A 14,998-nucleotide genomic window follows, 5' to 3' on the forward strand; every position below is an offset into this window, starting at 1 on the left:
AAAACGAAGCGGCGCTACAAGGCGCCGCGGAACCCCGCAAGTGTAGTCGTCGGGCGGTGGCGAGACCCCGCCCCGGCCCTGACGAAGGTCAAGCCTGGCCGCCCAGGCGCTCCATCGCATCGGCCAGCCAGTCATTGGGCAGGGGCCCCTCCGCGGCCGCCGCGACGACCCACGCACCGCCGGTGGATTGCAGGCCGAAACGTCCCTGGGTCCAGAGCTGCCAGGCCAGCCAGGCGCAGTCCTCGGCCGCCGCCGCCCCGCCGGCCGGCGCGGTCAGGAGCGCCGTGCAGGGCTCGGGACGGGCCAGGTGCAGCGCACCGCCCCGGACCTCGCCGCCCACGGCCGCGGCCAGCTGCGCCAGCGCGTGCGCGTCGTCCTGCCGCGCGCCGAAGCGCTCCAGCCAGGAGCGCACCTGCAACGCCACACCGGCCCCACGCCGTGCCTCGGCCTGCTGCAGGTCGGCGTGGTCCCAGCGGTGCCAGTCCACGGCGGGCTCCGGAGCCCCCACCTGCCGTGCCGCCTGGGCCAGGCGGAACACGGCCCGCTCGTAAGCGCCCGGGTCGGCGCCGGCGCCAATCACGAGCAGGGCCGACAGGCGGCCCGACACCAGGCGCGACTGCTGCGCCAGCAGCTTGTCGCGCACCAGCTCGTCGCGTTCGCTGCGCAGAGCCGACAGCTCCAGCGCGTTCTTGAGGTCGGAGCGCAGACTCTCCAGTTCCCAGGGCTTGGCGATGTAGCGGTAGATCTCGCCCGTGTTGATGGCGTCGATCGCCTCGCCGATCTCTGAATAGGCCGTGGTCAGCATGCGCACGATGTGCGGGTAGTGGGTGCGGGCATGGCGCAGCAGCTCGTTGCCGCGCTCGCCGGGCATGCGCTGGTCGCACACCAGCACGGCGATGTCGGCGCCGTGCACGCTGAGCACCGCCCGACCCTCGTCGACCGAGTTGGCGGTCAGCACCGGGGCCAGCGGCCCCACGAGCCGCTCAAAATACTTCAGGGCAATGGCCTCGTCGTCGACGTACAGGATCTTCTCGGGTTTCATCTGGATACCTCATGGTGTTGTTCTGCGTCCGTGATGCCAAAGTGCAGCCGGACCGCGGCGCCCCCGCCCGGCGTCGACCGGACCTCGATCGAGCCGCCCACGGAGGCCATCACCCGCTGGCAGAAGACCAGGCCCATGCCGCTGCCGCCACTGGCCGAGCGGGTGGTGACGGGCTCGCGTGTCAGCCGGCCCAGCACCTCCGGCGCAATGCCCGGCCCGTTGTCACTGACCTCGATGACCGCGCGCTCGGGCGTTCCGGCGATCACGATGCGGATGCGGGGATCGGGCGGCAGCGCCGAATGGAGGGCCAACAAGGCGTTCTTGACCAGGGTGCACAGCACCAGGTACAGCAGGTCGCGCTGGCCGGGCAAAAGGAAGTCCTGGAGCAGTTCGCAGGCCAGCCAGTCCGCCTCGTCACCATCGAAAGGATAGCCCTCGCACAAGGATCGCACCAGATCGCTGGCCAGTTCGCTGGCAGTGGCGTCGGCGTGGTAGGCATCGCGCGCCGTGCGCACGAAAGTGGCCACCAGGGACTGAGCGTAGTCGGTGCGGCGCAGCGCCGCGTCCAGCATCGCACCGATCTCGCCGGGGCGGCGCTGGGTGAGGCACACGAGCTCGGTGTTGCCGCACAGGGGGGTCTGCTGGCGTTCGCGCATGGCGTGCAGGTAGCCACTGACGGTGGCCAGCGGCGTGCCCACCTCGTGCGCCAGGAAACCGAGCGTCTCGCGCAGGGCCTCGTCGCGCCGCTGCAGCAGGGTCTGTTCGCGCAGCCGCTGCTGGCAGGCCGCGAGCGCCTCGCGCAGGGCAAGCCGGGTCAGCGGTTCGTCCAGGGGCTTTTCCAGGATCCGCCCCACATGGCCGAGATTGACCGCGGCCATGGCGACGTCCTTGTCGGCGTAGGCCGACATCAGCAGCCGGGACACCTGGGGATGGCGCTCGCGGACCTCGGCCAGCAGGGCCACGCCGTCGCGTTCGGGCATGCGGTAGTCGGTGAGCAGGACAGCCACCTCGTGCCCCTGCCGCTCCAGCAGCTCCAGTGCCTGCCGCACGCTGCTCGCCGTCCGCACGTCGAACTCGTCGCCATAGGAACGCGCGAACCACTTGAGCGCCTGCGGCTCGTCGTCCACCAGCAGCACGGCACGGGCCAGGGGGGGCATGGCGCCGGCGCCTGTCAGGTCCGGCTTCATTGGACGGGCCTCGGCAAGTCGAACGAAAACTCGGTCCATTCACCGAACACGCTGTCCACGGACAGGATGCCGCCGTGCCGCTGTACGATGCCGTAGCTCACGCTGAGCCCCAGGCCAAGGCCGGCACCGACGTCGCGGGTGGTGAAGAAGGGCTCGAAGACCCGGCCGATGTTGGCCGGATCGATGCCGTGCCCGTTGTCCCGCACCGAGATCTGCAGCCGCTCGCCCACCGGCGCCACACGCACATCGATGCGTGGCGCCGCCCGTTGCACGGACTGCAGGGCGTGCGCGGCATTGCTCAGCAGGTTGATCAGCACGCCGATGATCGCCGGCTCGTCGCCCACCACATGGGTGTCCTGGGGCAGATCGAGCGCCAGCTCGATGCCCTTGAGTTCGTAGCCGGCGAGGCGGATGGCCGAGCGCACCGCATGTTCCAGCAGGAAGGGGCGCTGGCTGTCGTCCCCCGGCTTCTGGTAGGCGAAGGTCTTGAGGTCGGAGACGATGTTCTGCACCCGGGTCAGGCCCTCACGTGCGTCCTCCAGGCTTTCCTTGAGCATCGGGTCGGTCTTGGCCGAGGGCACGCTCAGGCCCATGTTCACCGCCATCAGGGCGTAGTTCACCGGGTTGTTGAGCTCGTGCAGCAGCCCGGCCGAGAGCGTGCCGATGGCGGCCATCTTCTCGCGCTGGATCAGCTGCCCCTTGACCTCGGCCAGCGTGCGGTTGGTTTCCTGCAGCTTGTCGTTGTTCATCGCCACTTCGTGCTGCAACTCGAACAGACGCAGTCGCGCCCGCTCGTTGAACCAGGTGCAGACCGCGCTGGCGATGGCCGAGAACAGGATGAACAGGCTGTTGGTGTAAAGCTTGCCGGGCTCGGCCACTCCGTCGGGGTGGAGCATGCAGGCCATCATGTAAAGCACCAGCGTGAGCACGCCAAATCCGATGCCTTCGAACAGCGTGATGGGCAGGATGATGCCCACCGCGTACATCGCCAGGTGAAGGCCGACAAAGTAGATCGAGTCGACCCCGCTGGTCAGCCAGATCATCCAGGCGATCATCACCTGCGGCAGCACCAGCCAGCTCATGGTGAGCACCCGCACCTGCTCGGCTCCCATGCGGGTGTAAAGCAGCATCAGGATGCCCAAGGTGAGCGACGCCACCAGCAGCCGCAGCAGGAAGAACTCGGTCAGGCGCTCCGGATAGGAGAAGTAGTCCAGCCCGACGCCCGCCAGCACCAGGCCGATGGAAGTGATGCTGCCGGCCTTGCTGTAGGCCAGCCGGAACGCCGACAGCTGCCGCTCGTAGGACGCCGTGTCCCGGGCAATCATGCAGGGTCCAGGGCGGCTCGCCCGGAAAGCGTGGTTTCCGCGAAGAGGTTGACACCCGTCTGGTCGGTGTACAGGTCGATCGCCGCCCCGACCTCCGACATCACCGACGTCATCTGAGCCTCATCGCGGTAGATCAGGTGCCACTCCAGCAGATGCTCCATCCCGTGCCGCTCGGGGTTGCTCGAGTGCACGTTGGTCAGCAGCATGCGGGCGCCGGGGGCAGAGCGGGACATGAAGTACCGGATCAGCCGGGTGCAGACCTTGTCGGACAGGTAATCGAACAGGCCGGCGCAGTAGATGAAATCGAAGCCCTGACCACCCTCCAGCGCCTGCGACTGGGCCGGGCGCTTGAGCAGGTCGTGCACCGACTCCTGAACGAAGCTCACCTCGACGTGCCGGCCCGTTTGGGCCATTACCGCCTCAAGGCGTTCGCGGGTGTAGTCCAGGGTTTCGCGGCTGAAGTCCAGCAGCGTGAAGCTCAGCCGGCTCAGGTCGGTGCCCGAGGCGATCAGCCGCTGCAGTTCGACCGCCGGGCCGCAGCCCACATTGAGGATGCGCACCTGGCGCCCTTCCCGCTCGCCCAGGGCCACGGCCCTCCGGAGGTAGTCGACCAGGATGTTGATGCGGTTGCGGTGCGCCTCGGCCACCGCGGCCCGCAGGAAGGTCGAATTGACCAGCTGGATGTAGGTGCTGCCGCCCTGTCGCGGGTCGCCCAGCAGCTGGTTGACCATTTCGTAGTCGCCGGCGTAGCCCAGGGGCTTGGCAAAGGTCCGGTAGACGAACGGCGCCCGCAGCACCAGCGGGTGCAGGGCCGCCTGAGCGTAGCTTCGGTGCAACAGGGCGTCGTCCGCCGGCACGCTGGCGGCTTCGCTTTCCAGCCGCACCAGGAAGCTCTTGCCCTTGATCATCAGGGGCTCGGCCATGGCCCAGAACACGGCATCGGTGAGCCTGCCGTCCTCGCCCTTGGGCAGCGAGTCCAGCATGTCGGCCTGGTCGATCCAGCGCGCCGTCTCCGACAGGAAGGCCCGGAACTCGCTGACCGCCACCTGGTAGCTTTCCTTGACGCGGAAACGCTGCTCCCAGTCCTCGACGAAACGGGCCGCCTCCATCCCCACCTCCCGCACATTGCCGCGGGCCAGATTGAGGTCCGACCACTCGTCAATCAGGGCCAGCGAGACCACCGCCATCAGGCCGGTGTTGAGCAGGCTCACCACCACCGCCTTGCCCTGGTAGATGGCACGTTCACCGGAGCGGATCACCAGGTCGCTGAGCACCTCGCTGACCTGGACAATGGAATAGGGGTTGTAAATCTCCATCACCAGCGAGCGGCGCTGGAGACTGGTCAGCGTGCCGCGCGCGGCTTCGCCTTGGCTGTTTCGGAAGGTGACAACAGGATCAAAGGGGCGCTGGGGTTGCACGGTGGTTGGATGTGTCAGCGGTGGTGGGGCGAATCACCCCGATCAGAAGCTCCCAATCTGCCAGTGTAGTCATCTGTGACCTGTTTCACGGCCACCACTGTCGCCCAAACACCGTTCGGGCGCAAAAAAACCCGGATCGGATACCGACCCGGGTTTCAGCGCCCGTCCACTCTATTTCCGTAGCGCTCAGACCAGCAGGGCATTGACCCGCCGGACGTAGGCGGCCGGGTCGTCGGGCAGGCCGCCTTCGGCCAGCAGGGCCTGATCGAACAGGATGTGTGCCAGATCCTCGAAGTGTGCCGAGCCCTCAAGCTTGCGCACCAGCGGATGCGCCGGGTTGACCTCCAGCGTGGGCTTGGCGTCCGGGGCCTTCTGGCCCGCGGCCTTGAGCATGCGGGCGAGCTGGCTGGAGAGCTCGCCCTCGCCCACCACCAGACAGGCGGCCGAATCCACCAGTCGGGTGGTCACGCGCACATCGCTGGCCTTGTCCTTGAGGGTGTCCTTGAGCTTGTCGAGCACGGGCCTGAAGCTCTCGGCCGCCTGTTCGGCCGCCTTCTTCTCCTCTTCGTCCTCCAGCTCGCCCAGGTCCACCGCGCCCTTGGCCACGCTCTGCAGCGGCGTGCCGTCGAACTCGGGCAGGAAGGACAGCGCCCACTCGTCGACGCGGTCGGTCATGAGCAGCACCTCGATGCCCTTCTTGCGGAAGAGTTCGAGCTGCGGGCTGTTCCTGGCCGCGGCCAGCGTGTCGGCGGTGATGTAGTAGACGGCCTTCTGGCCGTCCTTCATGCGGGCCTTGTAGTCGGCCAGCGACACGGCCACCGCGTCGCTGGTGGTGCTGGCAAAGCGCAGCAGCTTGGCGAGCTTGTCGCGGTTGGAGAAGTCCTCGCCTAGGCCTTCCTTGAGCACGGCGCCGAACTCGGCGTAGAAGCTGGCGTACTTGTCCGCGTCCTTGGACAGGTCGTCCAGCATGGTCAGCACGCGGCGGGTGTTGCCCTCGCGGATGGCCTTGACGTCGCGGCTTTCCTGCAGCAGCTCGCGGCTCACGTTCAGCGGCAGGTCGGCCGAGTCCACCACGCCCTTGACCCAGCGCAGGTAGGCCGGCATGAGGCTCTCGGCCTCGTCCATGATGAAGACGCGCCGCACATAGAGCTTGATGCCGGCCTTGCGGTCGCGGTTCCAGAGGTCCATCGGCGCCTTGGCCGGGATGTACAGCAGCTGCGTGTATTCGGTGCTGCCTTCGACGCGGTTGTGGCTCCAGGCCAGCGGGTCGGCCTGGTCGTAGCTGATGTTCTTGTAGAACTCGGCGTACTGCTCGTCGCTGATGTCCTTCTTGCTGCGCGCCCACAGGGCGTTGGCCGAGTTCACCGGCTCCCACTCGTCGCGGGTGAGGTACTCGCTCTTCTCGGCGTCCCATTCCTCCTTCTGCATCAGGATCGGCAGGCTGATGTGGTCGGAGTACTTGGTGATCAGCGACTTGAGCTTCCAGTGGCTCAGGAACTCGGTCTTGTCCTCGCGGACGTGCAGGGTGATGGTGGTGCCGCGCGCGGCACGCTCGATGGCCTCGACCTCGAAGTCGCCCGTGCCGCCGCTGGTCCAGCGCACGCCCTCGGCCGCCGGCAGGCCGGCGCGGCGGGACTCGACCACGATCCTGTCGGCCACGATGAAGCCCGAGTAGAAGCCCACGCCGAACTGGCCGATCAGCTGCGCGTCCTTCTTCTGGTCGCCGCTGAGGTGGCTCATGAAGTCGCGCGTGCCGCTCTTGGCGATCGTGCCCAGGTGTTCCACCGCCTCGGCCTGGCTCATGCCGATGCCGTTGTCGGTGATGGTGATGGTTTTTGCGTCCTTGTCGAAGGCCACCCGCACGTCCAGGTTGGGCGCGTCCTCGAACAGCGCGGCATTGTTCAGCGCCTCGAAGCGCAGCTTGTCGCAGGCGTCCGAGGCGTTCGAGACCAGCTCGCGCAGGAAGATCTCGGGGTTGGAGTACAGCGAATGGGTGACCAGATGCAGCAGCTGGGCCACCTCGGCCTGGAAGGAGAGGGTCTGTTTGCTCATGCTTGGAGGATTGTCAGAAGGAATGAGGGGCCGTGCCACCCGCGCCGGACCGGCCGGGTGGCACTCGCGAGGGCGCAATTATGGGCAGACCGCGCGATTTCAAGCCGGGGTGTCAAGCCGGCGCGGCCAGCCAGGTCCGCAGCTGGGCGGCCACCTTCGGGCTGGACAGCAGGTCCAGGTGCCCGGTCCGGTACACAGTGCACTGGTGATCGGGCGCCAGCGCCAGCCGCATCGACGGGTTTTCGTGCCGGCCCAGCGCGCTGTCCAGCGGCACCAGCCCGTCGCCCGTCAGGCGCTCGGCCAGCCGGCTGCGCTGCCCGGCCAACGTGGCGGCCACCGCATAGCAGGCCACACCGTCCGGCAGTGGCAAGGGCTGGCGGTGGTCGGTACCCGAGGCAAAGCGGTCGCGGCCCTGCCAGTCGGCGTCCTGCACAAGGCCATGGCGCAGGTCGGTGATGCCCGCGCTGCGCAGTTTTCCCAGGCGTGCGAACGGCGCGGTGAAAGGGTTGGAGGCCAGCAGCCAGTCGGCCCCGTGACCGGCACGCTCCAGCGGTGCTCCGTGGTGCGGCGTGCCCAGAAAGACCAGCTCGCGCAAACGCTCCGTCCAAGGCAGGCCCATGGCCTGGCCCACCGCCACCGCGGAACGGGCCACCAGGCCGCCCATGCTATGGCCCACCACGGTGATGCGCTCGAGCGGCACGGGCCAGGCGGCCACCAGCCGCTCCAGCAGCAGCGCCAGCGCGCGCCCGTTGACCGAAATGTGCAGGCCGCTGTTGTAGCGCAGGTAGACGGGCGTGGCGCCCAGCGCCTGCGCCAGGAACGTCCCATGGTCGTGCCCGCTGCGGTGCCATTGCGTGTCGTTCATGCACAGGCCATGGATCAGCAGCACGAGGTGGGGGCCAGCGCCGGGCAGCTGCGTTTTCAGGCGGCCAGACTCCAGCGACAGCGACATCCCGCCGGCGCGCAGTTCCATCGCTTGCGACAGCGGGTTGCCCATGGCCTGCAGCCGGTCCCCCAGCACCCCGTTGAGCGCAGCCAGCACCGCCTCGCGCTGTGGCGAGGCCTCGGGAGGTGACGACGGGTCGTCCAGCAACGGCAGCAGCACGCCCAGCGCCGCCTCCGTGCCCCAGCCCGCCAGCCGGGTCACGCCGCGCACGGCCTGGTAGATCTGGCCCGTCAGTCCGCCGGTCTGCTCACCCGAGGCGCCACCGCCCAGCCCGAGCCGCTGGCGCACCGCCTGGTGCACGCCTTCGGCGATGTTGATCGCGCCGTGGGTGCCCTGCGCCGCCAGTTGCGCCGCCGCCTTCAGGTCGGAGGGGCGGAGATGGCGCAGCAGGGTGCGTCGCAGAGGCTCTGCAGGGGAGGGCTTGGTCATGGTGCATTGTGGGCGCCGGGATTTGTCTGCGATGGATGCCCTCCCCTAACGCCACGTCCCCGGTTCAGAACGCCTCGTTCACCCCGAGATACCGCCACTGCCCCACCGGCAAATTGCCCAGCATCACCCGGCCGATGCGGATGCGCTTGAGCCCCACCACGTGCAGGCCCACCTGTTCGCACATGCGGCGGATCTGGCGCTTTTTGCCTTCCCTGAGCACGAAGCGCAGCTGCTCGGGGTTCTGCCAGTCGACCTGCGCCGGCTTGAGGGGTTGTTCGTCCAGGCTCAGTCCGTGGCGCAGCAGCGCCAGCCGCTCGGCAGGGAAGATGGCCTGCACGTCCTGCGCCACCACGCCCGCGCCTTTGGGGCCGTTCGGCGCCCAGTGAACGCGCACCAGGTACTCCTTTTCGACGCCCGAGTCCTCACCGATCAGGGTGCGCGCGACGCGCCCGTCCTGCGTCAGCACCAGCAGGCCGGTGGAGTCGATGTCCAGCCGGCCGGCGGGCGCCAGGCCGCGGGTGTGCACCGCCTCGAAGCGGCGGCCACTGCGGTCCTCGCGCCAGTGACTCTGGGGCTTGATGAGCACGGCCGCGCTCTCGTGGCCATCTTCGGGCAGGCCGCTCACATAACCCACCGGCTTGTGCAGCAGGATGGTGACCTGTCCCGCCTGCTGGTGGCGCGCCTGCGGCAGCACCTCCACTTGGGCCTCGGGCGGCACCGGCTGGCCCATGACGGCGGGCTGGCCATTGACCAGTACCCAGCCACGCGCAATCCACTCGTCGGCCTCGCGGCGCGAACACAGCCCCAGCTCGGCCATGCGCTTGTTCAGACGGATCTCGCCGCGCACGTTGCCGACGCGGGCCAGGTCGGGCCGGGTGTCGCGCGGCGGGCGGGTCGCCCGCGGCGCAGCGGGCGGCACACGCGGGGTGGCGTCTGTGCGGGGGCGGCGGTCACCGCCCGACGGGTTCTGCGCCGCCCAGGCGGCTTCGCGCGCCGCGCGTTCGGCCTGCACTTCGGACAGGGGACGGGCTCGCGCCGGCCCGCGCGGGCGCACCGGGGTCCGCGGCGCGGCGGGCTTTCCGGCCGCGGGTTTGGCCTTGAGCTGCAAGGTCTTGGGTTTGTCGGTCATGCCCCGATGATCCCACGGCAAAGCCTGGAGGCTACAAGTCCCCCGAGCGCAGCGCCTGCAGGTCCAGCACCCGCAGCCCCCCATACTCCACCCGGATCCAGCCCTTGTCCGCCAGTGCGGTCAGCGCCTCGTTCACACGCTGGCGCGACAGGCCCACCAGATAGGCCAGCTCCTGCTGCGTGATGCGCAGCACCCCGCCTACGTTGGGCGAGAGCAGCGGGTGGAACAGCGCGGCCAGGTTGCGCGCCACGCGCAGGTCAGGGCTGGAGATGCGGTCGATCTCGCGGGCAGCGATGAACTGGCCCAGCCGCTCGTTGAGCTGGTTCATCACGAAGCGGTTGAAGCCGATCGAGTGGTCCAGCAGCCAGTGGAAGGTGTCGACCGGCAGACCGGCGACGCGGCTCTTGCGCAGGGCCTGGATGTTGTAGCGGTAGATCTCGCGCTTGAGCACCGTGCCCTCGCCGAACCAGCCGCCCGGCGCGACACCGGTAAAGGTGATCACCGCCCCCTGCGAATCGTCGTTGCTCATCTTGAGCAGGCCATCGAGCAGGCCAAACCAGTAAGTGACGGGCCGGCCGATGCGGCAGATGTACTCACCCACCTGCACCTCGTTGACCACCAGGGCGTCCAGCGCCCGCTGGCGCTCGGCCGGAGTGAGGTGGTTCAGCCAAGGGATTTCGCCCAATTCGTCCAGCGACGGCGGGCGGGCGGTGGCGCGCAGTGTCGCGCCGGAGCGCAGGGGGGAGGTGGACGGCATGGCGAGGGGCCTCTCACAGGGGACATCGGAGCTGGACAGCGAGGGATCACCCCAGCAGCAGCGATGTGATCATCGCCAGTCCGATGCCTGCATACAACACACGATAGCGCACTTGCAGGCGCCGCACGCTGGCATGAGGGAGGCCCTCGCGCATGGCTTGCCAGGTCCAGAACGCGTGCACGGGATACGCCAGGGCGACCACCGCGATCAGGGCCTCGGGCACCCTCCCCACCAGGGCCAACGCCACCAAGAGGGCGTTGGCCAGCGTGAAGAGACCGAAGGCCACAAGGAAACAGGTCCGTCGGCCAAAGCAGACGGCGTTGGTCCGGATGCCGTTGTGCGCATCGGCCTCGGCGTCGCGAACCTCCTGCGTCAGATGCCCGGCGCTGAACACCACCGCAAAGAACAGCCCGATCACGGCCCCGCCGGAGTCAATGTCCCGGTACACCGCATAACCCATCAGGAAGTGCAGCACCCCGGTGACGAAGTGCAGCAGGGAATTGGCCAGCGGCCGGCCCTTGACCGAGACCTGCGGCAGCGAATACAGGGCGCTCGCCATTACCAGCAGCAGCCCGAGCAGCAGGGGCATGGTGCCCAGCCAGGCCAGCCCGACCACACTGAGGACGAGCGTGAGCAGCGCCAGGACGCCGATCTCCCGGCGGCTGACCCCGCGCTGCAGGAACACGCGCGGCGCCCGGGCCGGGTCCTGGCTGTCCTGCTCGATGCCGGCCCAGTCGTTGAGCAGGAACACATGGGCCACCAGCGCGGCATTGGCCAGCACCAGCAGCACCAGGGCCCACACACGCGCGGCGTCCAGCGCCCCAATGGCAAAGACAGCGCCCAGCACCGGCGCGCCCTGGAGCACCACGATCTCGTCGTACCGGATGCTGGCGAGCAGGGCCCGGCACCGGCGCATGCCCGTCAAGCGGGTGGTCATGGCGTCCCCCCGGTGCCCAGGAAGATCCGAAGCCACATCGCGTAGCCCACGTCTTCCGACCAGTACCGACGGGACACCGAGGCGCTGAGGTCGTTGTGGTAGAGCATGGGCGGGTTGGTGCGCACCGCGGCGAACCCGTCGGCGGCCAGGGCTTCGAGCAGCGGCCGCGCTTCATCGGCGGTCGGCCGGTTGGGCGACCCCGGGCCCATCCGGGCAATCAGACGCGCGGCATCCAGCCAGATCTGCTGCTCCGGGAACTCGGCCTGCACCCTGCCTGGGGGCAGTGGCAGGTCGCAGCCGTGCGCCCGCAGTTCGGGCTGGCGCATCACCGGCACCAGCGGCGCCCGGCTGTAGTAGACCCAGAGCCGGTCCTGATCGACGGTCCTGCGCAAGGCCTCGCACAGTTCGCGCGCCGCGGGCGGGTCGTCCTGCGCCAGCCACATCAGCACGTGCATCTGGATGCCAATGTCCGTGGGATTCGGATCGGCGCCGGGGTTGAGGCACTGGTAACCGCTTTCGGGCGACAGCCAGGTGCGGTAGAGGCCCTCGGCGGTGCGGTAGGCCCGAACGCCCGCCAGCGCACTGGAGCGCAGAGCGTCGCTGCCCGGCGCGATGCGCCAGACCAATGCCGTGTCGTCGGCGTCGGGCGTGATGGTGCACACGCTGGTCTCGCGCGTGGCCCGTCCTCCGGGCCTGCCGTGGTAGCGCACCAGGCCGTCCGGCTCGATCTGATCGTTCAGATGCGCATGCGCACGGTCCAGGCTGGCCGACAGGCCCTCGGGAGTGCCCTCGGCCGCCAGCAGATCCACCATCAGGGCGGTGACGTAGGTGTTCAGTTCCTCCGTCGGCAGCGCGAAGATCGTGCCCATGGTGTGCGCGGTGAGCCAGTGGCCGTCGCCCTGCTGCCGACGGTTGATCCGCCCCACCGCCAAGCGAGCGCTGCGGGCGAGCCCGGCGGCACTCGTCGCGGGCATCTCCACCCGGGCGCCAGGCGCCGTCGCCGGTTCGACGTGGATCGCCCGCAACCCTACCACCAGCCCCCGCGGGTCGCCGTTGGGCAGGGGCACGACCGTCGCGCGGTCCAGGGCGAGCAGGCTCAGCAGGTTCCGCCCGACGTGCAGTCGGACACGCACCACCACCGAAGCCACGCCCTCGAAGCGGCGCTCCCCGCCCACCGGCAGATCGTCGTGGAGCAGCATGAACCGCCGCCCAGGGAGGGCCATGCCGGGGCCGGGCTGCATGTCGATCCGCAGATCGACCTCCTGCTCCCGTCGGGACCAGAGGGCAAAGCCGAATCCCCCGGGGTGCCCCTGTCCCAGCCACAGGAACCCGCGCTCTTCGCCACCGACGTCATCGACGGGCCAAGGGATCTGCAGGTCCGCCGCATCCACACCCACCTGCCCCTGCAGTACGCCGGAAACACCGATCAGGGGCGCCGCTGCCGGGGCCTCGGAGGTCCGGAACGGCGCATCGTTCACATGGGCGGCGCCGATCACCTCGTACAGCCGCTGGCCGGCCGTCCTCAGCAAGACCGGTCTCAAACCCTTCTGGTCATTGAGCCATCGCACCATCCCACGCGTATCGACCGCGGAAAACCACAAAAAAACCACGCGCGCATCGTCCTGGATCAGCACGTGGGTCACCCGCTCCTCAGCGATGAGGCGGCGCATGCGCTCCGCGTCAAAAGGCCTGGCCCCCCAGGGAATCACCGCGTTCAAGTACCCCGTGCCAGGCGAGAACAGCGGGTAGTCGCGCACCCCCTGGTCCCCCACCAGCAGAACCCGCGAGCCCGGCGGCAGGGCCGAGCGCAGAACCTCGTCGAAGGGCTCGTTGACATCGATGCCCGGCAGCGGTTCGGCCAGCGCCTGGCGCACCTCGTTCGCGAGGCTTCGGACCGGCGGGTACGCCGCGTACACCAGCAGCAAGGCCAGCAGCCCCTGGATCAGGCGCCGCCTGGCCAGACCGGCGCTCAGGCGCGGTGCGAGCATCGCGAACCCCAGCGGCAGCGCCAGGCCATAGGGGCCGCAGAGGAACCGAGCAGGCACCTCCGAGTGGGCCATCCAGCGCGCGCCGAACAGCACCGCGCCCAGCAAGGGAACGGCCAGCAGCGCCAGCGCAGCCACACCATCCAGCCGCCGGCGCGCCCTCAGATGCCCGAGCAGCCGCCAGCCGGCAAGCGCCAGCACCGGCAGCCACAACAGCCCCCACAACGAAAACCGAGTGCCTTGCTCCGGCAGGGCATACACATACCGCCCGGGCCATGGCTTGTGCGACTCCTCCGCCAGGGGCTGCCCAGCACCGGCGGCCGACATGACCCGGTTGACGGCGGCGCTGAAGCCGGCCCGACCGTCGGGCGACGCCGGTGCGGCCGGCAGCTCCAGCAACAAGGACACAAACCGGACGGCGTGGGTGTAGGCCATCTGTGGCGAGATGTCGGCCTGGACCACCCGCCGGACCTCCGAGGGCCCCATGGGATGGTGGTAGTGGACCGTGTTGAAGGCCAGGGGAATCAGCAGGGTGCTCAGCACCACGGCCCCCAGCAGCCCCGCGCCGAAAGCCTTGAGCCGCCCCCGGACGCCGTCGGCCCCGGGCGCCCACCACAAGATCAGCAACAGGCCTGGCAGCAGCGCTGCGGGAAACGACCGCACATTGGTGCTCAGCGCGGCAAACACCCCAAGGAAGAAACAGCGCAGTCCCGGCCTGTCGGCCCCGTCGCAGAGCGACACCGCCCAATAGGCAAGGCCCAGCAATGAGAGCACCGCCCAGACCTCCGGCTTCAGACCCGAAGCGCTGGAGACGATCAGCGGCGTCGAGACCAGGATCAGCACCCCGGCCAGCGCGACCGTCTGTCCCAGGCGCAACGCCCGCAGCAGCAGGTACTGCCCGATGGCCGCCAGGGGCAAGGCCAGGCCGAACACCAGCCGTCCGACCGCCTCGGACTTGGTCAGCAACACCGGCCACAGGAAAAGCAGCTCGCTGCCGAATGGCACCAGGGTCTGCCGGATGTTGTGGGTCTCGAAGGGGAACACCGTCGCGTGCTGGATCCAGTACAGGACTCGCGAGGCGTGGTACATCCGGTCATCGAAGTGGTACAGCGGCTCCAGCGCCTGCCGCGCCAGCGCCAGCAGGAGCACCCCGACGATGGCACAGAGCAGCAGCAGGCCCCAGGGTGTGAGTCCGGTGAAAGGGGTGACCAGGGCGGCGCGCAGCCCCGGCCCCTGGCGAAGCGGGCCCGCGATGCCGTGCCGGCGCCAGCCGCCGGTGAGCGCAACGGTGGCCGCCGCCATGAGCACCTGGAGCACGAGCCAGCCCGCGGGGGTCAGCTGATGCGCCAGCGAGGTCAGACCGGTGATCGCACCGATCTGAAGCAGGAAGGTGCCGACGAAGAGCCAGTAGCGGTCGGCCGGCGTGTCACAGAGGTGCCGGGCCCAGCGCAGGGACACCCAGGCCAGCAGAAGCAGGGAAACAGCAAAAGACATGAAAAAGGCAGGGTCCGGAACTCGGTTCGCGTGGCATTGCGCCGTGTTGATTGGCTCCCTGGATCCCGCTTGCCATGGCCACGGCAGCGACCTCGCTGCACCATAACGCCCAGGCTTGCTGGCACCTGACAGACATCGGCGCACAGCGCCGGTTTTTCCTAGGGAAAGTCCTAGCAGGGTTGACCCCTCAATTGTCGTCGCACCGACAACATAGCGTCAAACATCGGCCTACTATCCGCCCCATTGGCAACCGACCGTCACCGTCTTCCCGCCCTGCCCGGCGGACGACTCCAGGAG

General features: G+C 69.0%; 10 protein-coding genes. All 10 read right to left on the reverse strand.

The genetic code is table 11. From position 1 onward, the window contains the following. Positions 1-88: 88 nt before the first annotated feature. Positions 89-1,042: a response regulator gene (locus RCO38_RS12430; protein WP_308328627.1), complete on the reverse strand. Its 954-nt coding sequence runs from the start codon at positions 1,040-1,042 to the stop codon at positions 89-91. Next, complete coding sequence (locus RCO38_RS12435) at positions 1,039-2,199, reverse strand: hybrid sensor histidine kinase/response regulator (RefSeq protein WP_308328628.1); 1,161 nt, start codon at positions 2,197-2,199, stop codon at positions 1,039-1,041. Before RCO38_RS12435 ends, RCO38_RS12430 begins: the two co-directional genes overlap by 4 nt. 26 nt (positions 2,200-2,225) lie before the next feature. Beyond that, positions 2,226-3,554 (reverse strand): sensor histidine kinase, encoded by a 1,329-nt coding sequence (locus RCO38_RS12440; protein ID WP_308328629.1) that lies wholly within the window; start codon positions 3,552-3,554, stop codon positions 2,226-2,228. Further along, positions 3,551-4,972, reverse strand: coding sequence for a class I SAM-dependent methyltransferase (locus RCO38_RS12445; protein ID WP_308328630.1), 1,422 nt, complete (start codon positions 4,970-4,972; stop codon positions 3,551-3,553). The genes RCO38_RS12440 and RCO38_RS12445 overlap by 4 nt, the downstream gene beginning before the upstream one ends. 186 nt (positions 4,973-5,158) lie before the next feature. After that, the gene (gene htpG, locus RCO38_RS12450) at positions 5,159-7,024 is read right to left on the reverse strand and encodes a molecular chaperone HtpG (protein ID WP_308328631.1); all 1,866 of its coding nucleotides are present in this window, start codon (positions 7,022-7,024) and stop codon (positions 5,159-5,161) included. A 112-nt stretch (positions 7,025-7,136) separates the two neighbouring features. Then, entirely contained in the window at positions 7,137-8,399 is a 1,263-nt protein-coding gene (locus RCO38_RS12455) for a lipase family alpha/beta hydrolase (RefSeq protein ID WP_308328632.1), read from the reverse strand. A 64-nt stretch (positions 8,400-8,463) separates the two neighbouring features. Then, positions 8,464-9,528 carry a pseudouridine synthase gene (locus RCO38_RS12460; protein WP_374694539.1) on the reverse strand — a complete coding sequence of 355 codons (1,065 nt, stop codon included), beginning with the start codon at positions 9,526-9,528 and terminating at the stop codon, positions 8,464-8,466. Positions 9,529-9,559: 31 nt separating this feature from the next. Next, the gene (locus RCO38_RS12465) at positions 9,560-10,285 is read right to left on the reverse strand and encodes a Crp/Fnr family transcriptional regulator (RefSeq protein ID WP_308328633.1); all 726 of its coding nucleotides are present in this window, start codon (positions 10,283-10,285) and stop codon (positions 9,560-9,562) included. Positions 10,286-10,331: 46 nt separating this feature from the next. Further along, complete coding sequence (locus RCO38_RS12470; RefSeq protein ID WP_308328634.1) at positions 10,332-11,222, reverse strand: UbiA family prenyltransferase; 891 nt, start codon at positions 11,220-11,222, stop codon at positions 10,332-10,334. Further along, positions 11,219-14,701, reverse strand: a complete 3,483-nt coding sequence (locus RCO38_RS12475; RefSeq protein WP_308328635.1) for a hypothetical protein — start codon at positions 14,699-14,701, stop codon at positions 11,219-11,221. The genes RCO38_RS12470 and RCO38_RS12475 overlap by 4 nt, the downstream gene beginning before the upstream one ends. Positions 14,702-14,998: the final 297 nt, after the last annotated feature.

The organism is Hydrogenophaga pseudoflava (assembly GCF_031020795.1).
Classification (GTDB): domain Bacteria; phylum Pseudomonadota; class Gammaproteobacteria; order Burkholderiales; family Burkholderiaceae_C; genus Hydrogenophaga; species Hydrogenophaga pseudoflava_A.

What these genes read in the sequence shown, in the direction of transcription:
- RCO38_RS12455 (WP_308328632.1), bottom strand. Translation starts at nt 8,399, where the DNA reads ATGACCAAGCCCTCCCCTGCAGAGCCTCTGCGACGCACCCTGCTGCGC.
- RCO38_RS12465 (WP_308328633.1), bottom strand. Translation starts at nt 10,285, where the DNA reads ATGCCGTCCACCTCCCCCCTGCGCTCCGGCGCGACACTGCGCGCCACC.
- RCO38_RS12470 (WP_308328634.1), bottom strand. Translation starts at nt 11,222, where the DNA reads ATGACCACCCGCTTGACGGGCATGCGCCGGTGCCGGGCCCTGCTCGCC.
- RCO38_RS12435 (WP_308328628.1), bottom strand. Translation starts at nt 2,199, where the DNA reads ATGCCCCCCCTGGCCCGTGCCGTGCTGCTGGTGGACGACGAGCCGCAG.
- RCO38_RS12440 (WP_308328629.1), bottom strand. Translation starts at nt 3,554, where the DNA reads ATGATTGCCCGGGACACGGCGTCCTACGAGCGGCAGCTGTCGGCGTTC.
- htpG (WP_308328631.1), bottom strand. Translation starts at nt 7,024, where the DNA reads ATGAGCAAACAGACCCTCTCCTTCCAGGCCGAGGTGGCCCAGCTGCTG.
- RCO38_RS12430 (WP_308328627.1), bottom strand. Translation starts at nt 1,042, where the DNA reads ATGAAACCCGAGAAGATCCTGTACGTCGACGACGAGGCCATTGCCCTG.
- RCO38_RS12460 (WP_374694539.1), bottom strand. Translation starts at nt 9,528, where the DNA reads ATGACCGACAAACCCAAGACCTTGCAGCTCAAGGCCAAACCCGCGGCC.
- RCO38_RS12475 (WP_308328635.1), bottom strand. Translation starts at nt 14,701, where the DNA reads ATGTCTTTTGCTGTTTCCCTGCTTCTGCTGGCCTGGGTGTCCCTGCGC.